Origin of the sequence: Frateuria sp. Soil773 (assembly GCF_001428405.1) — a bacterium.
Lineage (GTDB): Bacteria > Pseudomonadota > Gammaproteobacteria > Xanthomonadales > Rhodanobacteraceae > LMSL01.
Genome location: NZ_LMSL01000039.1, coordinates 209,090 through 231,148, shown reverse-complemented (window position 1 = coordinate 231,148; position 22,059 = coordinate 209,090). Strand labels below are relative to the sequence as shown.

20 protein-coding genes are annotated in these 22,059 nt (G+C 64.3%); all 20 read left to right on the top strand.

All coding sequences use genetic code 11. From position 1 onward, the window contains the following. Positions 1-12: 12 nt before the first annotated feature. Positions 13-1,386, top strand: coding sequence for a thioredoxin family protein (locus ASG87_RS13000; protein ID WP_056005752.1), 1,374 nt, complete (start codon positions 13-15; stop codon positions 1,384-1,386). Between the two features lie 57 nt (positions 1,387-1,443). Beyond that, positions 1,444-2,814, top strand: coding sequence for a thioredoxin family protein (locus tag ASG87_RS12995; protein WP_056005749.1), 1,371 nt, complete (start codon positions 1,444-1,446; stop codon positions 2,812-2,814). 178 nt (positions 2,815-2,992) lie between these two features. Continuing rightward, positions 2,993-5,713 (top strand): pitrilysin family protein, encoded by a 2,721-nt coding sequence (locus ASG87_RS12990; protein ID WP_056005746.1) that lies wholly within the window; start codon positions 2,993-2,995, stop codon positions 5,711-5,713. 34 nt (positions 5,714-5,747) lie between these two features. Continuing rightward, positions 5,748-7,523 carry a protein-disulfide reductase DsbD gene (locus ASG87_RS12985; RefSeq protein ID WP_056005742.1) on the top strand — a complete coding sequence of 592 codons (1,776 nt, stop codon included), beginning with the start codon at positions 5,748-5,750 and terminating at the stop codon, positions 7,521-7,523. Between the two features lie 16 nt (positions 7,524-7,539). After that, the gene (locus tag ASG87_RS12980; protein ID WP_056005738.1) at positions 7,540-8,484 is read left to right on the top strand and encodes a LysR substrate-binding domain-containing protein; all 945 of its coding nucleotides are present in this window, start codon (positions 7,540-7,542) and stop codon (positions 8,482-8,484) included. Continuing rightward, positions 8,481-8,729 carry an EexN family lipoprotein gene (locus ASG87_RS12975; protein WP_056005733.1) on the top strand — a complete coding sequence of 83 codons (249 nt, stop codon included), beginning with the start codon at positions 8,481-8,483 and terminating at the stop codon, positions 8,727-8,729. The genes ASG87_RS12980 and ASG87_RS12975 overlap by 4 nt, the downstream gene beginning before the upstream one ends. 139 nt (positions 8,730-8,868) lie before the next feature. Continuing rightward, positions 8,869-9,987 carry a PLP-dependent cysteine synthase family protein gene (locus ASG87_RS12970; protein WP_056006485.1) on the top strand — a complete coding sequence of 373 codons (1,119 nt, stop codon included), beginning with the start codon at positions 8,869-8,871 and terminating at the stop codon, positions 9,985-9,987. 74 nt (positions 9,988-10,061) lie between these two features. Next, the gene (locus tag ASG87_RS12965; RefSeq protein ID WP_200949095.1) at positions 10,062-10,586 is read left to right on the top strand and encodes a disulfide bond formation protein B; all 525 of its coding nucleotides are present in this window, start codon (positions 10,062-10,064) and stop codon (positions 10,584-10,586) included. Positions 10,587-10,779: 193 nt separating this feature from the next. Then, complete coding sequence (trxB, locus tag ASG87_RS12960) at positions 10,780-11,781, top strand: thioredoxin-disulfide reductase (protein ID WP_056005730.1); 1,002 nt, start codon at positions 10,780-10,782, stop codon at positions 11,779-11,781. Positions 11,782-11,827: 46 nt separating this feature from the next. After that, positions 11,828-12,208: a hypothetical protein gene (locus tag ASG87_RS12955; RefSeq protein ID WP_157511079.1), complete on the top strand. Its 381-nt coding sequence runs from the start codon at positions 11,828-11,830 to the stop codon at positions 12,206-12,208. Positions 12,209-12,341: 133 nt separating this feature from the next. Then, positions 12,342-12,920 carry a cysteine dioxygenase family protein gene (locus ASG87_RS19515; protein WP_082582955.1) on the top strand — a complete coding sequence of 193 codons (579 nt, stop codon included), beginning with the start codon at positions 12,342-12,344 and terminating at the stop codon, positions 12,918-12,920. Between the two features lie 260 nt (positions 12,921-13,180). Beyond that, positions 13,181-15,172, top strand: coding sequence for a conjugal transfer protein TraG (locus tag ASG87_RS12950; protein WP_056005725.1), 1,992 nt, complete (start codon positions 13,181-13,183; stop codon positions 15,170-15,172). Beyond that, positions 15,169-15,639, top strand: coding sequence for a ribbon-helix-helix protein, CopG family (locus ASG87_RS12945; protein WP_056005723.1), 471 nt, complete (start codon positions 15,169-15,171; stop codon positions 15,637-15,639). Before ASG87_RS12950 ends, ASG87_RS12945 begins: the two co-directional genes overlap by 4 nt. After that, positions 15,636-16,646 carry a P-type conjugative transfer ATPase TrbB gene (trbB, locus tag ASG87_RS12940; protein WP_056005722.1) on the top strand — a complete coding sequence of 337 codons (1,011 nt, stop codon included), beginning with the start codon at positions 15,636-15,638 and terminating at the stop codon, positions 16,644-16,646. Before ASG87_RS12945 ends, trbB begins: the two co-directional genes overlap by 4 nt. Next, entirely contained in the window at positions 16,643-16,984 is a 342-nt protein-coding gene (locus ASG87_RS12935; protein WP_056005719.1) for a TrbC/VirB2 family protein, read from the top strand. Before trbB ends, ASG87_RS12935 begins: the two co-directional genes overlap by 4 nt. Next, positions 16,981-17,250 (top strand): VirB3 family type IV secretion system protein, encoded by a 270-nt coding sequence (locus ASG87_RS12930; RefSeq protein ID WP_056005717.1) that lies wholly within the window; start codon positions 16,981-16,983, stop codon positions 17,248-17,250. The genes ASG87_RS12935 and ASG87_RS12930 overlap by 4 nt, the downstream gene beginning before the upstream one ends. Positions 17,251-17,260: 10 nt before the next feature. After that, positions 17,261-19,687 (top strand): conjugal transfer protein TrbE, encoded by a 2,427-nt coding sequence (trbE, locus tag ASG87_RS12925; protein WP_056005714.1) that lies wholly within the window; start codon positions 17,261-17,263, stop codon positions 19,685-19,687. Then, complete coding sequence (gene trbJ, locus ASG87_RS12920; RefSeq protein ID WP_056005711.1) at positions 19,684-20,412, top strand: P-type conjugative transfer protein TrbJ; 729 nt, start codon at positions 19,684-19,686, stop codon at positions 20,410-20,412. Before trbE ends, trbJ begins: the two co-directional genes overlap by 4 nt. A 5-nt stretch (positions 20,413-20,417) precedes the next feature. Then, positions 20,418-20,711, top strand: a complete 294-nt coding sequence (locus ASG87_RS12915; protein WP_056006479.1) for a hypothetical protein — start codon at positions 20,418-20,420, stop codon at positions 20,709-20,711. Beyond that, on the top strand, positions 20,708-22,054 hold the full coding sequence (trbL, locus tag ASG87_RS12910) for a P-type conjugative transfer protein TrbL (RefSeq protein WP_056005707.1): 1,347 nt from the start codon (positions 20,708-20,710) through the stop codon (positions 22,052-22,054). Before ASG87_RS12915 ends, trbL begins: the two co-directional genes overlap by 4 nt. Positions 22,055-22,059: the final 5 nt, after the last annotated feature.

Here is a 22,059-nt window from a genome sequence, read left to right as displayed (position 1 = left end):
GCGAGAGTTCTTATGACACGTAGCTTCATTCGTACCGTGCTTGTCTCCGGCATGATGCTCTGTGGTGCGGCACATGCGCGCACGACGATTACGAATATCGATCAAGCCCTCAAGGTCGCGCAGGCCAAACAGGAGCCGGTGTTCGTCGATTTTTGGGCGACCTGGTGCCACCCCTGCCGTGCCATGGACGCCAAGGTATTGACCGGCCGCGAATGGGACGAACGCCAGAGCCGCTTCGTGCTGGTGCGCAGCGATGCGGATTCGGTGAACGGCGGTGCCTGGAGGGAAAAATTGCACATCGGAGGATTGCCGACTTACATCGTGCTCAACCCGGACGGCAGCGAGCGCGGCCGCCTGACCGGGGAAATGCAGCGTGCGGAGTTTTATCGGGCGCTTGACCGCATCCTGGATGGTCAGGAAGCGCTCATCAGGCTCAAGAAGAATGCCGCAGGTGGTTCGATCGAGGCCGTCACCAAGGTATTACATGCCTATGCGGCGCGTGATCAGCAACAAGAGAGTGGACTGCACTGGTTTGACACTCTGCCCGCCACCACGCGCGATGCCGTTCAGAGGGATGCCAAGGCCGCTGCGCAGCTTGCCGTTGTGCAGGCAAATGCCGAATTGCACCAACTGTACCGGGCGAAGAGTTCGAAGGAGAAGCAAGCTTTTGCGAAGGAGTGCCTGGCTCATGCCCAGCAGGCGCTGAGCGGCCCGCTCGAACTCGACGAGCATTTCGAGACTGCCGATACGCTGCTTTCATGCGCCATGGATTTGCCGGCGCCTCAGCGCAAAGCGCTCGCCACGGCGCAGCTGCCGACATTAAGGAAGCTTTACGACAAAGGTGTACCTGCCAGCGACTCGGGAGTCTTACGCGAAGCCACCGACACGTTGGCGTTCTACTACAAGACGCTGGGCGACCGCTCTGCAGAGAACGCCACCTACGAACACGCCATCGTGATAGCCAGCAAGGCGTTGGACGACGGCCATGGCGGTTTCGACGTCAAGCGCGATCGGGGCATGGCTGATGTTCTGAACGAACTCCTGGAGTGGCGAGGACACAAGGCCAGGCGCATCGAGCTTCTGAAGGATTTGGCCGAAGCTTATTCGGACAGCTTCTACTACCAGTCCGAATACGGCAACTATCTACTCAAGCACGGCAAGGCAGCCGAGTCGTTGCCGTATCTGGAACGCGCATCGGCCAATGCCAATGACGAAGACAAGCTCGGCATTACCTACGCGCGCGCCAAGGCGCTGATCGCGCTGCATCGTCGTCCCGAGGCTGTCAAGTTGTACGACGCGGCGTTGCAGCAATCCAAGGCGGAATTTCCGGATTTCACCGAGCAGGAGGAGAAGCGCATGAAGCTGCCACCGGACCCCGCACATTGATCAGCCGGTTTTACCTATTCCATCGCTGCCTATGTCCACATTCGAGAACGCATTGCCATGAGACCGTCCACCTTCCTTGCCTTGTTGCTCGCAGGCATCGCATTCCATGGCGCAGCGCGTGCGGAGGCCGTGCTGACCAGCGTCGATGACGCGCTCCGGGTCGCCCAAGCCAAGCAACTTCCGGTGTTCGTCGATTTCTCGGCGGCCTGGTGTCACTCCTGCCATGCCATGGAGGCCAAGGTATTGAACGGTCCGGAATGGGAGGTGATGCGGCGTCGATTCGTACTGGTGCGCAGCGACGCCGATTCGGTCGAGGGCCACGCATGGATGAACAAGCTCCATGTGGCCTTCCTGCCGACTTATGTCGTGCTCGACCCTAACGGTAAAGAGCGGGGGCAACTGACGGGTGAAATGGAGAGCGCCAGGTTTTATCGAGATCTCGACGGCCTCCTGAATAACACGCGCACGTTCGATACTTTGAAGGCCGATGCCGCGCGCGGTTCGGTCGAGGCCGTGGTTGCCGTGCTGCGAGCTTATGACGACCGCAACCGGCCACAGGACGGGCTGGACTGGTTTGCAACGTTGCCGGCAGCCACGCGCAAAGCGGTTCAGGGCGATGACAAGGCCGCAGCGAGGCTTGCCATCGTGCAGACGGATGCCGAGTCGGGTCAACTCCGCCGGCCGAAGCAGTCGCGGGCGCAGCGCGCGCGTCTTGCGGAGGAATGTCGGACGCACGCCCAGCAGGCACTGCGCGGTCCACTCGGGATGGATGACCGCTTCAGCATGGCGGGCATGCTGATCGATTGCGCTGATGACCTGTCGCCTGCGAAGCGCAAAGCGTTGGCCGCTGCGCAGTTGCCGGCGCTGGAGTCGCTCTACGAGACCAAGATGCCTACTGCGGAATCGGGTGACTTGCGCGATGCGACCTACACGCTGGCGGGCTACTACAAAGCCGTGGGAGATGCCGCCGCCGAGAAGGCCACTTACGAACGAGCGATTGCCATCGGTCGCAAGGCGCTGGATGACGGGCGCGGCGGTTTCGACGTCAAGCGCGATCAAGCCATGGCCGACGTGCTCGACGAATTCCTGAGCATGCATGGTTCCCAGGTCGATGACATCGCTTTGCGAAAGGCGATGGCCGAGGCGTTTCCCGATAATTTCATCTATCAATCCCAGTACGGCGAAAGCCTGCTCAAGCAAGGCCATGCGACGGAAGCGCTGCCCTATCTGCAACGCGCATCGGCCAATGCCAGCGCCGCGGACAAGCTCGACATCACCCATTCGCTGGCCAAGGCCCTGATTGCGCTCAATCGCCGTCCCGAAGCGGAGAAGCTGTTCTATGCGGCGCTGCATACCGCCGAGAAACAGTTTCCAAAGGCTACCAAAGACGCCGTGACGCATTGGAAACATCACGGTGGCGTCCTGTGAATATCCCGTGGCGTGCCAAGCCTGGGGGCTGTGCGCCTCGCCAGCGGTGCGCTTGTTCCAGCATCGCATCATTCGCAACTGATCAGCTTTGCAGTTGGCCACTCGTCAGTTCAAAGCCGCTGTCGGGCTCTCGTGCTTCATGCGGCCACCATTTCCACGCCTATGTAAGGTGCTCACGATGAAAGATCATGGCAGGCTCGCTCCACTTTCGCTCGGCATTCTGCTGGGCCTCGGCCTTGTTGGCGGCGCCGTACGATCCGCGTTCGCCGCCGACGCGCACGCCACGGCAGCCCAGGCAACAGCCGACGACGTCACCCGCGCAACGCTGGACAACGGTCTGCGCGTGGTGATCGTGCGCGACAGGCTGGCGCCGGTGGTGACCACGCAGATTACCTACCTTGCCGGCAGCTACGAAGCGCCGAAGGGCTTCCCGGGCACCGCCCACGCGCTGGAGCACATGATGTTCCGTGACTCGAAAGGGCTCACCGGCGCGCAACTGAACGAGCTGACCGGCAAGATGGGCGCCGGCAACAACGCATTCACCACCAACGACGCCACCCAGTTTTACTTCGCCGCACCGGTGCAATACCTCGACATGCTGCTGCGCATCGAGGCGATCCGGATGCGCGGCGCTCGTTTGACCGACAGGGACTGGGATCTCGAAAAGGGCGCCATCGAACAAGAGGTCTCGGGGGATATTTCCGATCCCAGTTATCTGGCCTACGCGCAGGCCGAGCGGATCTTGTATGCCGGCACCGGCTATGCCGAAGACGCACTGGGCTCGCGGCCCAGCTTCGACAAGACCAACGGTGCGATTCTGCAGAAGTTCTACGATCGTTGGTATGTGCCCAACAACGCCATCCTGGTGATTGTGGGCGATGTCGATCCGCAGGCGGCGCTGGCCAGGGTCAAGCAATTGTTCGGCCCCATCGCGAAAGGCAACGTGCCAGCACGTGCACCGGTCAATCTGAAACCGTTCAAGCCCCAGACCATTGCCAGGTCCACGCCGGGTGCGACCGGATCGGTGCAGTTCGTCTTCCGGATGCCTGGCCAGCAGTCGAAAGACTACGCTGCGATGAAGGTGCTGTTGGACGTGCTGGGCAACGCCCGCAGCAATCTGTCCCAACTGGCCGCGCAGGGCAAGGTGATTAGCGCCGATACCGATATGCAGCCGTTCGCACACGGTGGTATCGGCCTCGTCGAAGTCGGTTTTCCGAAAGGGGGCGATAGCAAGCAGGCTGAGGCCCAGCTCGATGGCGTCGTCGCCGAAATGTTAAAGGGCGGCTTGCCTTCCGACCTTGTCGAAGCTGCCAAGCGCCAGGAAAGAGCGCGGTTCGAGTTCAGGAAAAACAGTGCTACGAGTCTGGCCGGGGCGTGGTCAGAGGCGCTGGCGTGGCAGGGGTTGCAGTCTCCTCAGGAGATGCTCGATCGGATCGAGCAGGTCAACGTTGACGATGTGAACCGCGTCGCGCGCGAATACTTGAAGCCCGAGCAGCGCCTCACCGTGGTGCTTACACCGAACCCCGACGGCAAGCGTCCGCCGGACAGCCAGGGCTTCGGCGGAAGCGAGCAGTTCGCAAGTGACGACAAGCTGGACACGCCTCTGCCGGAATGGGCGACGGCGCAGCTCGCCAAGCTGGAAATGCCGCGCTGGACGCTCAGCCCCACGCAGATGAAGCTGTCGAACGGCATCACGCTGATCGTGCAGCCTGAGACCGTCAGCAAGACCGTTACCGTGATGGGCCATGTGGATCACAACGACGCCTTGCAGGAACCGAAAGGCCAGGAGGGCGTCGGCAAGCTGATGGGTTCGCTGTTCGACTACGGCACCACCACACTGGATCGCGGCGCCTTCCACAAGGCACTCGATGTAATCGCGGCGACCGAGTCCGCCGGCGGCGATTTCAAGCTCGCCGTTCCCAGCGAGAATTTCGACCAGGGCATGAAGCTGCTGGCCGACAACGAATTGCATCCGGCGTTCCCCCAATCCGCGTTCGACGTACAGCAGAAGACCCTTGCAGACACGCGCGCCGGCGAGCTGCAATCACCGCAGTACAAAATGATGCGCGCGCTGGACAAGGGCTTGTATCCAGCAGGCGATCCGGCGTTGCGCGAAGCCACCCCGGGAACGGTAAACGCGCTGACGCTGAAGGACGTGAGGGACTATTTCGCACGGGTCTATCGCCCCGACATGACCACCATCGTGGTGGTGGGCGATGTTGCACCACAGCAGGCCAAGGCCGTCGTCGAGGAATACTTCGGCGCTTGGAAGGCGGTCGGTACAAAGCCGGATGTAATTCCGAAGCCCGTGCCGGTGAATCCGTCGAGCTACACCGCGGTGCCGAACGACTACGCATCGCAGGACGATGTGCTGCTGGGTCAGATGTTGGACCTCGACCTCCACGATCCCGATCGCTACGCACTGGAGCTCGGCAATGACGTGCTGGGCGGCGGCGGCGCTTTTTCCTCGCGGCTGATGTTGGAGATCCGCGTCAAGCACGGCTACGCCTATGGCGCGTATTCGTCCATGGAGTTCGACCGCTCACGTTCGACCTTCTACGTGGGATACGGCAGCGATCCGAGCAAGGTGGCGCCGGTCGACAAGCTGGTCAAGGAGAATCTCATGCTGATGCAGAGTTCCTTGCTCAAGCCCGACGAGCTGACCAACGCCAAGCAGGCGCGTATTCGCTCGATTCCCCTTGATGTCTCAAGTGTCGATGGCATTGCGAAGTCGCTGCTGAAGTGGAGCTACCAGGGCGAACCGCTGAACGAGCCGATGGTTGCCGCTGAGCATTACCTCGCTCTCACCGCGCAACAGGTCCGGGACGCTTTCGCGAAGTACGTCAAGCCCGCACACCTGGTACAGGTGGTGCAAGGTCCAGTGCCGAAGCAGCACTGACCGGGCATCGGTCAGCGCCGAGGAGTATGCAGTGATGATAAGCAAGACAATGAAGCTTTGCGCGTGGGCGTGCTGGCTGGTCGCCATGCTTGCAGCAGGAAGTATGGCATGGGCCCAGGACATAGCGGGGCTGCTCCCGATCGACGAGGCGTATAAGCTCACCGCACAGGTCGACTCGCCAGGCGTGATCAAGCTGCACTGGACGATCGCGCCGGATTACTACCTGTATCGCGGGCAGATGAAGTTCGTCGGCGGGGAAGGTGTGACACTGGGCCAGGCGAAACTCCCGGACGGCAAGAAGTATCACGACCAGTACCTGGGCGACGTCGAGACCTACCACAACAGCATCGATGCGAGCATTCCGTACATGCTTGCACCAGGAACGCAGCGCATCAAGTTCTCGGTGAAGTACCAGGGTTGCCACGAAGTCGATCCGAAGATCTGCTATCCGCCGCATACCAAGGAGTTCGATCTCCCGGTACCGGGCAGCGAGGCCGCGGGTGGTGGCGGTGCGAATGGGGTGGGGCCTGCAGCGGGTGGACACTCGGAGGCATCTGCATCCACGGTAGAGACGGGATCTGCCGGGGCGAATGCGGCCTCGTTCAGTACCGGTTTGCTGGGCGCATTACTGCTCGCCTTTGCCGGCGGTCTGATCTTGAATCTCATGCCGTGCGTATTGCCGGTGCTCTCGATCAAGGCCGTGGGGTTGATCGAGAGCGGTGAAAACCCGGCGAGAAGGCGGCGCCATGCTCTCATGTACACGACGGGGGTGCTGTGTTCGTTTGCCGTCATCGGTCTTACGATCCTGGCGTTGCGCTCGACCGGGCATGCCATGGGCTGGGGTGCTCAACTGCAGCAGCCGCTGGTCGTGGGCGTGCTGGTCTGTGTGATGGCCGCGGTGGGTTTGTCCATGTCCGGCGTGGTCAATTTCGGCGCTTCGTTCGGCAATGTGGGTCATGGCCTTGCATCGCGGTCGGGGTGGACCGGCGATTTCTTCACCGGTGTGCTCGCGGTGGTGGTCGCCAGCCCTTGCGTCGCACCGTTCATGGGCACCGCACTGGCCTATGCCTTCGTGGCACCGATGTTTGCGGCGCTGGCAGTCTTTTTGGTGCTTGGTCTGGGACTCGCCTTGCCGTTTCTTCTGATCGGCTTCGTCCCGGCGCTGGGACGCATGCTGCCACGCCCGGGCGCATGGATGGAAACCTTGAAGCAGGTGTTGGCGTTTCCAATGTATCTCACCGCGGTCTGGCTGGTTTGGGTGCTTGCGCATCAACGCGGCGCCGACGCGGTAGGCCTAGTGCTTACCGCAGCGGTGCTGTTTGCGATGGCGCTGTGGTGGTTTGAGCGCAGCCGGCATCGTGGCGCACCGGCACGGGTGCTCGTCGCTTTAATAGCGTTGCTTGCTGTGGTGCCCCTGTACAGTCTTGGTCATCTACAGCCGACGTCTGTCGCGAGCCCGAGTGACCAGGGTACGGTGCCTTTTTCACCGGAGAAGCTCGCTGAGCTGCGCAAGGCCGGAACGCCGGTATTTGTGGACATGACCGCCGACTGGTGCATCACCTGCAAGGCGAATGAACATGCCGTGCTCGATACGCCAGCATTTCGTGATCTGCTCAAGCGTACGGGCACCGTCTACATGGTGGGCGACTGGACGGATGTGAATCCCGTGATCGGTACCTTTCTGCAGCAATACCACTCGCCGGGAGTGCCGTTGTACGTGGTCTTTCCCAAGGGCGACGGTGACGGCAAGGTCTTGCCGAGCGTGTTGACCATCACGCTGCTGCAGAAGGCTCTAGAGGCGGCGTCCTGACCGATGGCACCCACGAATGCGTACGGATCTTCGTCATTTGCGTTGCTTCCTCGTCCTAGCAGAGGAGTTGCACTTCGCCCGTGCCGCCGACCGACTGCACATCGACCAGTCGCCGTTGTCGCGCACGATCAAGGAGCTGGAAGAGGACCTTGGCGCGTTGCTATTCGTTCGCAACACGCGCAGTACACGGTTGACGAGAGCCGGCAAGGTGTTTTTGGAGCACGCTCCGCGTGTGTTCGCCGCGCTGGATCAAGCGCGTACCAGCGTGCAGGCTGTTGCGGCGGGCTTTCGTGGTCAACTTTGCATCGCGTTGTCCGACGGCATCACGCCGTCGCGCTTGGCCTCGCTTATGGCCTTGTCCCGGCAGGAAGCCCCGGATGTCACCATTCGTCTCTCTGAAGTCCCATTGTCGCAACAGATCAAAGGGCTGCACGAGGGCTTATACGACGCGGGATTCGCGCAGTCGGCCGATGTGGGCGATGGCATCCTGGCCACGCCGGCGTGGAGCGACGCGGTGCATGTTGCAGTACCGGCCCGACATCCGCTGCTGGCGTATGAGCGCATTCCGCTTGCCGAGGTATTGCGCTATCCGCTGGTGATGGGCGACTCGCACTTTTGCGAGGGCTACTGCCGTCATATCGATCATATCCTCCGCGGTGTGGATCAGGAGCCCATGGTCGTCGAACGGGTCAAGTCCTTTGATCTCATGATGGTGATGGTCGCTTCCGGTTTCGCGCTGGCACTGGCCAGCGCCTCGCATATCGCAGCGAGCCGAGAGCCCGGCGTCGTGGCACGTCCGCTGAAGGAAAGCTCGTTGAGGCTGATTACCTATCTGCTGCGACAGGACGCCGAACCATCGGAGAGCCTCAAACGATTTGTCGAACGGGTGAATACCCTTGAGTCGCCAGATTCCGCCACTTGTACCACGCCGCCTGGCTCTTCTGAGGGAATCGAGCCATGAAGCAGATGACGATGTTGATCGGTTTGGCGCTGTTGTCCGGCTGCAGTCCTTCACAGTCAAGTGACTCGGTGGATTTTCTCGTCGCCCACCCCGACCGATTACGGGAGGTCGAGCGGCAGTGCGACAGCGATCACGCCAAGATGGGTGCTGCGGAGTGCAATGCTGCTTCCGAAGCGAGGCATCGCCTGTTCATGGGTAACGGCAAGCCGGTTTATACGCCATCCAAGGAGCCGCCCAAGTTCTGATTCGCGGGGAAGGCGATGCGAAAGCTTCCCAACCCGACATTTCCCAAAGTGGGTGCGGGGAGTCATGGTCACCGGGAGATTTTTCCGGGATAGCGGCGACGATCATCGAAGGCGACGAGTGCAGGGTGGCATGATGCAAATGGGTGTCTCTACTTTCCAACAACGCGAGTGGGAGACGGCCGCGATCGCAAAGATCAAGGCCGACTTCAATCGTTCGGCCGATACGCACCTGATCCCGCTGGCGCTGCCGGGCTATCCGGACATCGACGTCTATTTCAAGGACGAGTCCAGCCACCCGACGGGCAGTCTCAAACACCGGCTGGCGCGGTCACTGTTCTTGTACGCGCTGGCCAACGGCTGGCTGCGCGAAGGCGCGCCGATTATTGAAGCTTCCAGCGGCTCGACGGCGGTGTCGGAAGCCTATTTTGCGCGTTTGCTAGGACTGCCCTTCATCGCGGTGATGCCGTCCACCACCTCGCCGGAGAAGATCGCCGCCATCGAATTCCAGGGCGGCCGTTGCCATCTGATCGGGCGCGCCCGCGATCTGTACGGCGCCTCGCAACAGTTGGCCCGGGATACGGGCGGCCACTTCATGGACCAGTTTACCTATGCCGAACGAGCTACCGACTGGCGTGCCAACAACAACATCGCCGAGTCGATCTTCCGGCAGATGGCGCTGGAGCCGCATCCGGTCCCGGAGTGGATCGTATGCAGTCCCGGCACCGGAGGCACCGCGACCACACTGGGGCGCTACGTCCGCTATTGCGGTTACCCGACCCGGATCTTGTGCGCGGATCCGGAGATCTCGGTGCTATTCGATTACTACCGTAGCGAACTCGCAGGCGCTCCCGATTCGACAATGGTGTTGGAGGAAGGATCACGCATCGAGGGAATCGGCCGACCGCGTGTCGAGCCGAGCTTCATCGCCGGTTGCGTGGATGCGATGGTCAAGGTGCCTGACGCGTTGTCGCTGGCAGCCATGCGCTATGTCAGCGGTTCGCTTGGCCGCCGGGTCGGCGGTTCCACCGGTACCCAGTTCGTCGGCGTGCTGCTAGCTGTCCAGCGAATGCACGAGGAGGGTCGAGCGGGCTCGGTCGTAACCATTCTCTGCGATAGCGGCGACCGTTACGCGCATAGTTACTACGAGCCCCAGTGGTACGTACGCCACGGCATCGACATCGAGTCGGCTGAAGCGCAGTGGGCGCGCATGCTGTGTGGTGAACGGCCGAGCGATTTGCCGGCGGTCGGAATGCACTAGCGGCCTCAAAAGGTTTCCCCATGCCGGTCGGCAGTGGCCTCCGGCTTTTTTCTACTGCGATGTAAGGCACCACCATGAGTAAGCTTTTGGCTATGTGCAACTTTCGTGGGCTATCTCTGCTTGGCTCCGTGGCGTGCGCGGCTGGGATTGTCTTCGCCCTGTACTTGCAGCACGTCAAAGGGCTTGAGCCTTGCCCCTTATGCATATTTCAACGATTGGCCATGATCGCTTGCGGCCTTTCGTTTCTGCTTGGCGCCGTCTGCGCACCAGGCCGGCGTGGGATGCGCTGGCTTTGCGCATTGCTGACGATACTCTTCGCACTGTTGGGAGCCAGCCTCTCCGGCCGTCAGGTCTGGTTGCAATCGCTTCCCGCTGATCGAGTGCCAGCCTGTGGTCCTTCGCTTGACTACCTGATGGCGATCATGCCCTTGCGGCGCGTGATCGCGTTTGTGCTCAAAGGGGATGGAAGTTGCGCCAGGATCGATGGGCAATGGCTTGGTATTGCTATGCCCGAGTGGACTTTGTTTGCCTTCGTCGCCTTGGCGCTATTGGCGCTTGCCACGCCGTTTGCCGCAAATTCGCGCCGTGACGGCAAATAAGGGTCCGCCTTTTCTCGGGATCAATATACGGGTTCCAACCGGCGTCGTTCCCATCGATGCGCTTTGTTGAGCGACCACGCCCGGCGTGACTCGCTCGGCGTAACACGACGCAATTAGTTTCTAGACCGGGTCCGAACGATCCAAACAGCGGTGGCGCTGCCATGCCACAGATAATCAAGAGTGAGCGTGACTTATGAGTTTTCTTAAGCATAGCCGCCTGCTGATCCTAGGCTCCGGCCCCGCCGGCTACACCGCAGCGGTGTATGCCGCCCGCGCCAACTTGAAGCCGACCATGGTCACCGGCCTGCAGCAGGGCGGCCAGCTGATGACCACCACCGACGTGGACAACTGGCCGGGCGACGTGGAGGGCCTGCAGGGCCCGGCGCTGATGCAGCGCATGGCCGAGCACGCCGAGCGCTTCCACACCGAGATGATCTTCGACCACATCCACACGGTGGACCTGAAGCAGCGCCCGTTCCGCCTCAAGGGCGATTCCGGCGAATACACCACCGACGCGCTGATCATCGCCACCGGCGCCACCGCGAAATACCTCGGCATCGCCAGCGAGGAGAAGTTCAAGGGCAAGGGCGTGTCCGCCTGCGCCACCTGCGACGGCTTCTTCTTCCGCGAGCAGGAGGTGGTCGTGGTCGGCGGCGGCAACACCGCCGTGGAGGAGGCGCTGTACCTCTCCAACATCGCCAGCAAGGTCATCTTGGTGCATCGCCGCGACAAGCTGCGCGCGGAGAAGATCATGCAGGACAAGCTGTTCGAGAAGGCCGCCGCCGGCAAGATCGAGCTGGTCTGGAACCACACCGTGGACGAGGTGCTGGGCGACGACTCCGGCGTCACCGGCGTGCGCGTGAAGGACGTCGACTCCGGCGCCACCCGCGACATCGCCGCCACCGGCTTCTTCGTGGCGATCGGCCACACGCCGAACACCGGCATCTTCGAGGGCCAGCTCGACATGCACGACGGCCACATCAGGATCCACAGCGGCCAGAGCGGCATGGCCACGATGACCTCGGTGCCTGGCGTGTTCGCCGCCGGCGACGTGGCCGATCACGTCTACCGCCAGGCGATCACCTCGGCCGGCTTCGGCTGCATGGCCGCGCTGGACGCCGAGCGCTGGCTGGCATCCGACGAGCCTGTAGTTATTCCGAGCCATCGGGCGTTGGAGGTGGCGTCGATCGATTGACACTGCTTTGAGGCGTTCGCGCCAGCTTCTGAATCGAAGCTTCGAGATGAGGCCATTGATCATGCAGCCGCTACCACCCGGACGTCGTCCAAATCATGTGATCGCTGCGGAGGTCCGCCGCAAGCGCGAGGAGATTCGCGAGTTTATGGACCAAGGCGGGCTCGACCAAGGCGACGTTGCCACGCTGATCGGATTTTCCAAGTCGAGCATTTCACGCGCGTTGAGTGCGGAGCCGGCACGGGAGACCCGATGTCTGAGGAAACTTCACACTTTCGTCTCAACGTCCAAGACAGCCGAAATGAGTCACGCCCTTTCGGCGATTGAGCAGTTCGCCGATTCCGTCGAGGTGCTGAACGGCGCAACGGCGGCGCAGATCCTTCGCGCTGTCGCGGATCTTCTCGACAAGCGAAACACCAAAGAACCATGACGCACTGTTCGGACATGCGTCACGGCCCGCGATGGCGCAGTTGGCGACTTCGAAGGTGCATAAGCCGTTAGGCCGGCTCTTCAAACCCCATGTCATCGGCTGACGCACCACCATTCACAGGACAAGGTTCACCATGACTAACCTGGCATTCACCGGGAGCGACAAACTGACCGAGGCCATCGATGCTGCGGTTCGGCTGACCTCCACGCCCGCGATCACCGACCAGCTCCGCCACAGCCTGTGTAGGATGATGCGTGATCACGAGGTTACGCTGCCAACCTGCGTGATGTCGCCGGTGGAGGGACGCTACGCCCGTCGCCTGCTCCATTTGAGCGAAGCACACGGCTACTGCGTCGTTGCCATGACGTGGGGGCCGGGGCAGGGGACGCCGATCCATGATCATTCCGGCATGTGGTGTGTCGAAGGCGTCTGGCACGGTGCACTTGAAGTGGTGCAATACGAGCCGGTGGGGGAATCGGCAGGTCTGCACCACTTTCAACCGGTAGGATCGATACAGGCCGGACATGGTTCTGCCGGCAGCCTCATTCCACCGCATGAGTACCATGCTATTCGCAATCCCAGTGAGAAAGACATCGCAATCAGTGTGCATATTTATGAAGGAGAAATGTCGCGCTGTAACGTGTTTCTTCCCATAGGCGACGGCCTCCGCTATCGGCGCAGCGAGCGCGAACTGGTTCTTGATTCAATGTGAAACGAGATTGCCGCCGGGCCTTCGGCAAATAATCCCGCCGCTATGCGGTGCTAGGCGCAGACTCTACTCAAGTCGATCTGAGCGCCAGAATACGCCTTGGCAAGCTGCTTCTCTCCAGTGCCCGATGCAACTGGAATTACGACATTTATAGCCATTTTTACGGCCAAAACAGCCTTTGACCGAGGCTGACAGCGGCACCGATTCTCCTCGCCATGCGACACGTCCCCGTCGCGTAGAGCAAGAGAAGGTCGGAGGCCGGCGTGAACGGTACCAGTGTGCTGTTCGGCCAGATGCTGGCGGTGGTCGGTATCGTGGTCGCAGGAACTTGGGTTGCGACCCAATGGACCGCCGCGCACCTGGGCTACCAGCTACGCCTCGGCACGCCTTGGTTCGACTGCCTGGGCGTGCCCATCTACCGCCCATGGCAACTGTTCCAGTGGTGGTACTGGTACGACGCCTATGCGCCGCGCTTGTTTATCAAAGGCGGCGCCATCGCCGCGACGAGCGGTATCACCGCCGCCACGGTCGCCATCGGCATGTCGGTATGGCGTGCGCGGCAATCGCACCTCGTCACTACCTACGGCTCGGCGCGCTGGGCCAACGCCCGCGACATCCGCAAGGCGGGGCTGGACAAGCCAGCCGGCGTTTTCCTGGGCCTGTATGACGGTCAGTACCTGCGCCACGACGGTCCCGAACACGTCCTGACCTTTGCCCCCACCCGCTCGGGCAAGGGCGTGGGGTTGGTCATTCCCACTCTGCTGACCTGGCCGGCTTCGGCCGTCATCCATGACATCAAGGGCGAGAACTGGCAGACCACCGCCGGCTGGCGTGCACGCTTCTCGCACTGCCTGCTGTTCAACCCGACCGATCCAAAGTCGGCGGCGTACAACCCGCTGCTGGAAGTCCGGCGCGGCACGGACGAAGTACGCGACGTGCAGAACATCGCGGACATCCTCGTCGATCCCGAAGGGGCGCTCGAACGCAGGAACCATTGGGAGAAGACCTCGCATGCGCTCCTGGTAGGGGCAATCCTGCACGTGCTCTATGCCGGTGAGGACAAGACGCTGCGCGGCGTCGCCAATTTTCTCTCCGATCCGGCATGCCCGTTCGAGGTGACGCTGCACCGGATGATGACGACGAAGCACCTGGGCGACGCCCCGCATCCCGTCGTCGCCTCGGCCGCACGCGAAGTGTTGAACAAGTCGGAAAACGAGCGTTCGGGCGTGCTCTCCACCGCCATGTCGTTCCTCGGCTTGTACCGCGACCCCACGGTGGCCGAAGTGACCTCGCGCTGCGACTGGCGCATCGCGGACCTGATCGCATCCGACCATCCGGTATCGCTCTACCTAGTGGTGCCGCCGTCGGACATCAGCCGCACCAAACCGCTGATCCGGCTGATCCTCAACCAGATCGGCCGCCGGTTGACCGAATCGCTCGACGGCTCCGACGGCATCGTGCGGCGGCACAAGCTGCTGCTGATGTTGGACGAGTTCCCCGCCCTCGGTCGTCTCGACTTCTTCGAAAGCGCGCTCGCTTTCATGGCCGGCTACGGCATCCGCAGCTTCCTTATCGCGCAGTCGCTCAACCAGATCGACAAAGCCTATGGACAGAACCATTCGATCCTCGACAACTGCCACGTGCGCGTGACGTTCGCCACCAACGACGAGCGCACCGCCAAGCGCATCTCCGAGACGCTGGGCACCGCGACCGAACTGCGCGCCATGCGCAACTACGCCGGCCATCGGCTTGCACCGTGGCTCGGCCACCTGATGGTCTCGCGCCAGGAGACGGCGCGCCCGTTGCTCACGCCGGGCGAGGTGATGCAGCTTCCGTCTGACGAGGCCGTGGTGATGGTTTCCAGCGTGGCGCCGATCAAGGCGAAGAAGCTGCGTTACTACACCGACGCCAATTTCAAGCGCCGCGTGCTGCCGCCGCCCGGCCTGTCGACCGAACGCTATGGCGACGTGCCACCTGCACGTACCGACGATTGGAGTGGCCTGGCGATTCCCGCTACGCCGGTGCAGACATCGGTCGGTGGCGACCAGGGCATGACCGGCGACGGAGGCCCGCGTCGCCAACCCGAGTTGGCCGAGGTGGCTGGCCATGCCGCGGAACTCGGCACGCAGGCCAGCGACCTGGCGTTGCTCGACGACGACGACCTGCCGCTACCCATGCCCGCGTCAATCGATCCGGGCCTGCAACGTGCGGCGCGGCTGGCCTCCCTCGATCCGGCGGATGGGATGTCGCTATGAGCCGGTACCGCCTCAATCTGTTCATCCCGCCCGAACATGCACGGCGGCTCGACGAGCTGGCCGCCAAGAAGGGCGTGTCCAAGTCGTCCATCGTTGCGGCGGCGCTCGCATCCTGGCTGTCGCCCAACGCAGGTGACCAACGCGAGGCGATCATCGCCCGCCGACTGGATCGGCTCACGCGCCAGTACGAACGCTTGGAGCGCGACCAGGCCATCCTGATCGAGACCGTCGCGCTGTACGTGCGCTACTACCTATCGGTCACGACACCCGTACCGGAAGCGCACCAGGACGCCGTGCGCGCCCAGGGCAAGGCGCGTTTCGCGCAGTTTGTCGAACAGCTCGGCCGGCACCTCTTGCGCGGTCGTGGCCTGCTGCGCGACCTGACGGAGGAGATCCAGCCGGACACCGCGCGTCGCGAATCCGATGCCGCCGCATCGGAGATGCAGGTCGACGGAGAAACGCCATGAGCATGCGGCCGCTCGATCTAAGCCCCGCGGCGCGCTCCCTCGACCGGCGCGTGCGTATGCTGCGCACGGCCATGGGCCCGCTGATCTCCGCCGCGCTGGATGATCCGGACGTGGTGGAGGTTTTGCTGAATCCGGATGGCAGGCTCTGGATCGACCGGCTTTCATCGGGGCGTGCGCCGACGGGCGCGTCGCTGACTGCGGCCGATGGCGAACGCATCATTCGGCTGGTCGCTTCTCATGTGCGCGCCGAAGTCCACGCCGGCAAGCCACTTCTGTCCGCGGAGCTGCCCGAGACGGGCGAGCGCTTCGAGGGTGTGCTGCCGCCTGCGGCACCGGGTCCGGCCTTCGCGCTGCGCAAGCGCGCCGTGGGTGTCATCGACCTGGACCGCTACATCGCCGATGGCGTTCTCGCGGAAGACCAAGCCGCGTTCCTGCGCCGCGCCGTGCGCGAGCGACAGAACATCCTGATTGCCGGCGGCACCAGCAGCGGCAAGACCACGCTCGCCAACGCGCTGCTCGTGGAGATCGCGGCCACCGGCGACCGCGTGCTGGTCCTCGAAGACACGGTGGAGCTGCAATGCGCGGCTCGCGACCACGTGCCGCTGCACACGCTGCCCGGCGCCGTGTCGATGACCGAGCTGGTGCGCGCCACGATGCGCTTGCGCCCCGACCGCGTGATCGTCGGCGAGGTGCGCGGCGGCGAAGCCCTCGATCTCATCAAGGTATGGGGCACCGGCCATCCGGGTGGCCTGGCCACCGTCCACGCCGGTTCGGCGCACGGTGCGCTGCTGCGCCTGGAGCAACTGATCCTGGAAGTCGCGGTAAATCCGCCGCGCGCACTGATTGCCGAGGCCGTCAATGTCGTCGTCTTCATCGCCGGACGCGGCCGCGCCCGGCGCGTCCAGGACATCGCCCGTGTCGTCGGTTTCGACACACGTGGCTATCGGCTCGATCCCGTGTCGGGCGCGCCGCCTCTCTCATCCCTCCTTCCCGGAGTCCCGTCATGACACGCATCCGTCTTTGCGACGATCCGCCTTTCAGTAGCGTCGGGCCGTGGGTGGCCGTGCTGCTGTCGTGCCTGGCAGCGACGGCTGCGCGCGCGGCCGGCTCCAACATGCCGTGGGAAGCCCCGCTGCAGTCCATTCTCGACTCGATCCAGGGACCGGTCGCCAAGATCGTCGCCGTCATCATCATCATCGTGACGGGTCTGACGCTCGCCTTCGGCGATACCAGCGGCGGCTTCCGGCGGCTGATCCAGATCGTGTTCGGGTTGTCGATCGCGTTCGCCGCATCGAGCTTCTTCCTGAGCTTCTTCAGCTTCTCCGGCGGTGCGGTGGTCGCATGAGCGAGGCCGCCTTCATCGCCGGTTTCGAGGCGCCCCTGCATCGCTCGCTCACCGAGCCGATCCTGCTGGGCGGTGCACCGCGCACGGTGGCGATCGCGAACGGTACGCTCGCCGCCGCCATCGGGCTCGGGCTGCAGTTGTGGCTGCCCGGCATCGCGTTGTGGCTGATCGGCCATTCGCTGGCGGTGTGGGGCGCCCGTGTCGATCCGCAGTTCATGCCGGTGTTCGCGCGACACCTGAAGCACCGGCCGCTACTGGACGTGTGAGGCCGACGCCGTGTGGAACCTCGCCGAATACCGCCCGCGTCCCGCCCGACTGGCCGATTGGTTGCCGTGGGCGGGCTTGGTCGCGCCTGGCGTGGTGCTGAACAAGGACGGCTCCTTCCAGCGCACCGCCCGTTTCCGCGGGCCGGACCTGTACAGCGCGACGCCCGGCGAGCTGGTCGCCACCACCGCGCGCCTGAACAACGCGCTGCGTCGGCTCGGTTCGGGCTGGGCGCTATTTGTCGAGGCCAAACGCCGGCCGACGGCGGACTATCCGTACTCGGCTTTCCCCGAGCCGCTGTCCTGGCTGGTGGACGAGGAACGGCGTGCCGCGTTCGAGGCGGTCGGCCGCCACTACGAGAGCCGCTACCACCTGACGCTGACGTACCTGCCGCCGGAGGAATCGAAGGCGCGGGCCGCGAGGCTCCTGTACGAGAACACGTCGACAGCCGGCGTGGACTGGCACGAACGGCTCACGGCGTTCATCGCCGAGACCGACCGCGTGTTCGACCTGCTCGACGGCGTGATGCCGGAGATCGCCTGGCTGGACGACGGCGAGACGCTGACCTACCTGCACGGCTGCCTTTCCCCGCGGCGCTACCGCATCGCGGTGCCCGAAGTGCCGTTCCACCTGGATGCGTTGCTCGCCGACGCGCCGCTCGCCGGCGGTCTCGCGCCCATGCTGGACGACCAGCACCTACGCGTGGTGACGGTGCGAGGTTTCCCGACCTCGACCTGGCCGGGCCTGCTCGACGATCTCAACCGCCTGGGCTTCGCCTACCGCTGGAGCACACGCTTCCTCTGCATGGACAAGGCCGAGGCGGAAAAAGAGCTGACGCGCCTGCGCCGGCAGTGGTTCGCCAAGCGCAAGAACGTAGTGTCGCTCTTGCGCGAGACCCTCTTCCAGCAGGAGTCGCCGCTGGTCGATACCGACGCCGGCAACAAGGCCGCCGACGCGGATGCCGCCTTGCAGGAACTCGGCAGCGACCAGGTGGCCTTTGGCTACGTGACGGCCACCGTCACGGTGATGGATGCGGACGCCACGGCGGCGGACGAGAAGCTGCGCCAGGTGGAGCGGGTGATCCAGGGCCGCGGTTTCGTCACGGTCCCCGAGACCCTCAATGCCGTGGAGGCGTGGCTGTCGTCGTTGCCGGGTCATGCCTACGCCAACGTGCGCCAGCCGATCATTTCCACGTTGAACCTCGCGCACCTGATCCCGGTGTCGGCCGTGTGGGCAGGGCAGGAGCGCGACACGCACCTGGACGGTCCGCCGCTGATCATCACGCGCACCGACGGCGCCACGCCGTTCCGGCTGGTGTCGCACATCGGCGATGTCGGGCACATGCTGGTGGTCGGTCCCACCGGCATGGGCAAGTCGGTCCTGCTGGCCGTGCTGGCGATGCAGTTCCGCCGCTATCGGCATTCGCGCATCTTCGCCTTCGACATGGGCCGCTCGATGCGCGCCACGATCTTGGGGTTAGGCGGCGAGCATTACGACCTGGGCGCGGACGGGGCCATCGCCTTCCAGCCGCTCGCCCGGATCGACCAGGCCGGCTATCGCACGTGGGCCGCCGAATGGGTCGAAGGGCGCCTCCGGCACGAGGGCATCGTCATCGGACCCGACGAGAAGGCCGCCCTCTGGTCGGCCCTCGGCAGCCTCGCCGGGGTGCCCGTCGAACAACGCACGCTGACCGGCCTGTCGGTGCTGCTCCAGTCGAATGCGTTGCGCCAGGCGCTCGCACCCTACGTGCTCGGCGGCGCGCACGGTCGCCTGCTCGATGCCGACCACGACCGGCTCGGTGTGGCCGACGTGCAAGGCTTCGAGATGGAGGAACTGATGGCCAGCCATGCGGCCGTGCAGGCGGTGCTGGGCTATCTCTTTGCGCGCTTTGGCGAACGGTTCGACGGCTCGCCGACGGCGCTGATCCTTGATGAGTCCTGGCTGTTCCTTGATGACCCGGTGTTCGCGGCACGCATCCGCCAGTGGCTGAAAGTGCTTCGCAAGAAGAACGTCAGCGTCATCTTCGCCACGCAATCGCTGGCCGACATCAAGGACTCGGCCATCGCGCCCGCGATCATCGAGAGCTGCGCGAGCCGCATCTTCCTGGCCAACCCACAGGCGTTCGAGCCGCAGATTCGCACGATCTACGAGAGCTTCGGCCTCACCGACCGGCAGATCGAGATCGTCGCCACCGCCGAACCCAAGCGCGACTACTACTACCAGTCGCGTCTCGGCAACCGCTTGTTCGACCTCGATCTGGGGCCGATCGCGCTGGCGTTCGCCGGCGCGTCCACACCACAGGACCAGCGCGACATCGACCGCGTGCTGCTGGATGCCGGCACGCCCGGTTTTGCCGGCGCCTGGCTGCGCCACCGCGACCTCGACTGGGCCGCCGACCTCATCCCCTCGTTCCCCACGTCACCGGAGATTCGGCCATGAAAAAGACCTGGCTGGCTGCCGCCGCCGCCGTCTTCCTTACGTGCTCGTCGGCGAGCTTCGCGCAATGGGCGGTGTTCGACGCGGCGAACTTCTCGCAGAACCTGCTGACCGCCGCGCGCGAGCTGCAACAGATCGACAACCAGATCCAGCAGCTGCAGAACCAGGCGCAGATGCTGGTCAATCAGGGCCGCAACCTGACCGGCCTCGACTACAGCGCGCTGTCGCGGCTGCAGGCCACGCTGGCGAGCACGAACCAGCTGATCGCCCAGGCGCAGGGGCTGTCTTTCAACGTGGCGCAGTCGCAGGCGGCGTTCAACCGGCTCTATCCGTCGTCCTACGGTGCCGGCACGTCCCGCGCGCAGATGGTGCAGGACGCGCAAACGCGTTGGCAAACCTCGGTGCAAGCACTGCAGACCGCGACGCAGATGCAGTCACAGGCCGCGCAGAACCTGCTGTCGGACCAGAGCGTGCTGAGCGGCCTGGTCACGCGGAGCCAGGGGGCGGTCGGCGCCTTGCAGGCCAGCCAGGCCACCAACCAGTTGCTGGCGCTGATCGCCCGCCAGGCGATCCAGGCCCAGCAGCTCGCCGTGTCGCAGGACCGCGCGATGGCACTGGACCAGGCGCGCGCGGCGGCCGACGAGGCGCAGGCGGCGCAGGTGCGCGCCCGCTTCATCGGCCGTGGCCTGCAGTACACGCCGCAGCCGGTGGGCTTCTACGGGAACTGATGGCGATGGGCCGCGCACTCGTCCTGTCCATCGTCGTGGTGCTGGCCACGTGCAGCCGGCACGAACCGGCATGGACAGTCGATGCGCTCGCGCATGACCCACAGCACCTCTATGCATTGCGCCATCGCTGTGCGGCCGAGCGGATGCGGGCCGGCGAGGCCGCCTGTCGGCTCGCGGACGCGGCGTATGCCCGGCGCTTCTTCCTCGGCCTCGGCGGTCCCGGGGAATACCAGACGCTGACGTCGTTGCCGCCGATGCCGGCAAGCTTCGAGGCCGACGATGACGGGGCACAGCCATGAACGATCTTTCCGTCATCGACCAGTTCCTGGCCGTCTTCTCCCGGTACATCGACTCCGGCTTCGGGCTGCTGCACGGCGAGGTCGCGTATCTGTCGGCCACGCTGATCGTCATCGACATGACGCTGGCGGGCCTGTTCTGGGCGATGGGCGGCGAGGACGTGTTGGCGAAGCTGATCCGCAAGACGCTCTACATCGGCGCGTTCGCCTACATCATCGGCAACTTCAACACGCTCGCCGGCATCGTATTCCGTTCGTTCGTGGGCCTCGGCCTGCTCGCGTCCGGTTCATCGGTCAGCATCGGCGATTTCCTGCAACCCGGACGCCTGGCCGCGATCGGCGTCCAGGCCGGCCAGCCGATCCTGCAACAGGCCGGCACGATGTCCCACGGCATCACGGCGGTCTTCAGCAACCTCGACATGATCGTCGTGCTGCTGCTGGCTTGGATCGTCGTGGTCATCAGTTTCTTCATCCTGGCCGTGCAGCTGTTCGTGACATTGGTGGAGTTCAAGTTGACCACGCTGGCCGGCTTCGTGCTGGTGCCGTTCGCGCTCTGGAACAAGACATCGTTCCTGGCCGAAAAGGTGCTGGGCAACGTGGTGTCGTCCGGCGTCAAGGTGCTGGTGCTGGCCGTGATCGTCGGCATCGGCTCGACGATCTTCGGGCAGTTCCAGGCGCCGACCGGTGCCGATCCCTCGCTGAACCACGCGCTCGCCATCATGCTGGCCTCGCTCACGATGCTGGGCCTGGGGCTATTCGGACCGGGCATCGCCACCGGCCTGGTCGCGGGGGCGCCGCAGCTCGGCGCCGGCGCGGCCGCCGGTACGGCGCTGGGGGCGGCGGGCCTCGGTGTCGCTGGCGGTGCGGCCGTGGCGACCGGGGGTGCCGTGGTCGCCGCTGGAACGCGCCTGGCGGCCCGTGGCGCGGTCGGCACCGCACGCGCGACGAGTGCTGCCGCGTCGGCTTATCGCGCGGGCGCGGCGGCCTCAGGCGCGACCGGTGCGCGGGCTTTTGGCGCGGGTATGGCCAACGTCGCACGCAGCGGTGCGCAGGCCGCCGGTGCACGGGTCGCGGCCGGTGCTCGCACCGTGCGCGATCGCGTGGTGTCGGCAGTCGGTGTGGGCGCACCGTCCGCCTCGCGCGAAGCGACCGGCGAAGCCTCTGCATCACCGGCAACGACCGGCGATGTCCCCTCGGCTCACGACAAGGCGCCCGACTGGGCGCGGCGGCTGCAACGCCGCCAACACGTCGTGCATGGCGCCTCGACCGCCGCGCACGTCATGCGTTCCGCAGATCACGGCGGCGGCGGGGCAGGCCCCTCGCTGCGCGATCCCTCGAACGAGTAGGGGAG

Bases quoted from the DNA above. Each gene is read 5' to 3' on its own strand.
- ASG87_RS13000 (WP_056005752.1), top strand. From the start codon at position 13: ATGACACGTAGCTTCATTCGTACCGTGCTTGTCTCCGGCATGATGCTC.
- ASG87_RS12995 (WP_056005749.1), top strand. From the start codon at position 1,444: ATGAGACCGTCCACCTTCCTTGCCTTGTTGCTCGCAGGCATCGCATTC.
- ASG87_RS12990 (WP_056005746.1), top strand. From the start codon at position 2,993: ATGAAAGATCATGGCAGGCTCGCTCCACTTTCGCTCGGCATTCTGCTG.
- ASG87_RS12985 (WP_056005742.1), top strand. From the start codon at position 5,748: ATGATAAGCAAGACAATGAAGCTTTGCGCGTGGGCGTGCTGGCTGGTC.
- ASG87_RS12980 (WP_056005738.1), top strand. From the start codon at position 7,540: ATGCGTACGGATCTTCGTCATTTGCGTTGCTTCCTCGTCCTAGCAGAG.
- ASG87_RS12975 (WP_056005733.1), top strand. From the start codon at position 8,481: ATGAAGCAGATGACGATGTTGATCGGTTTGGCGCTGTTGTCCGGCTGC.
- ASG87_RS12970 (WP_056006485.1), top strand. From the start codon at position 8,869: ATGGGTGTCTCTACTTTCCAACAACGCGAGTGGGAGACGGCCGCGATC.
- ASG87_RS12965 (WP_200949095.1), top strand. From the start codon at position 10,062: ATGAGTAAGCTTTTGGCTATGTGCAACTTTCGTGGGCTATCTCTGCTT.
- trxB (WP_056005730.1), top strand. From the start codon at position 10,780: ATGAGTTTTCTTAAGCATAGCCGCCTGCTGATCCTAGGCTCCGGCCCC.
- ASG87_RS12955 (WP_157511079.1), top strand. From the start codon at position 11,828: ATGAGGCCATTGATCATGCAGCCGCTACCACCCGGACGTCGTCCAAAT.
- ASG87_RS19515 (WP_082582955.1), top strand. From the start codon at position 12,342: ATGACTAACCTGGCATTCACCGGGAGCGACAAACTGACCGAGGCCATC.
- ASG87_RS12945 (WP_056005723.1), top strand. From the start codon at position 15,169: ATGAGCCGGTACCGCCTCAATCTGTTCATCCCGCCCGAACATGCACGG.
- trbB (WP_056005722.1), top strand. From the start codon at position 15,636: ATGAGCATGCGGCCGCTCGATCTAAGCCCCGCGGCGCGCTCCCTCGAC.
- ASG87_RS12935 (WP_056005719.1), top strand. From the start codon at position 16,643: ATGACACGCATCCGTCTTTGCGACGATCCGCCTTTCAGTAGCGTCGGG.
- ASG87_RS12930 (WP_056005717.1), top strand. From the start codon at position 16,981: ATGAGCGAGGCCGCCTTCATCGCCGGTTTCGAGGCGCCCCTGCATCGC.
- trbJ (WP_056005711.1), top strand. From the start codon at position 19,684: ATGAAAAAGACCTGGCTGGCTGCCGCCGCCGCCGTCTTCCTTACGTGC.
- ASG87_RS12915 (WP_056006479.1), top strand. From the start codon at position 20,418: ATGGGCCGCGCACTCGTCCTGTCCATCGTCGTGGTGCTGGCCACGTGC.
- trbL (WP_056005707.1), top strand. From the start codon at position 20,708: ATGAACGATCTTTCCGTCATCGACCAGTTCCTGGCCGTCTTCTCCCGG.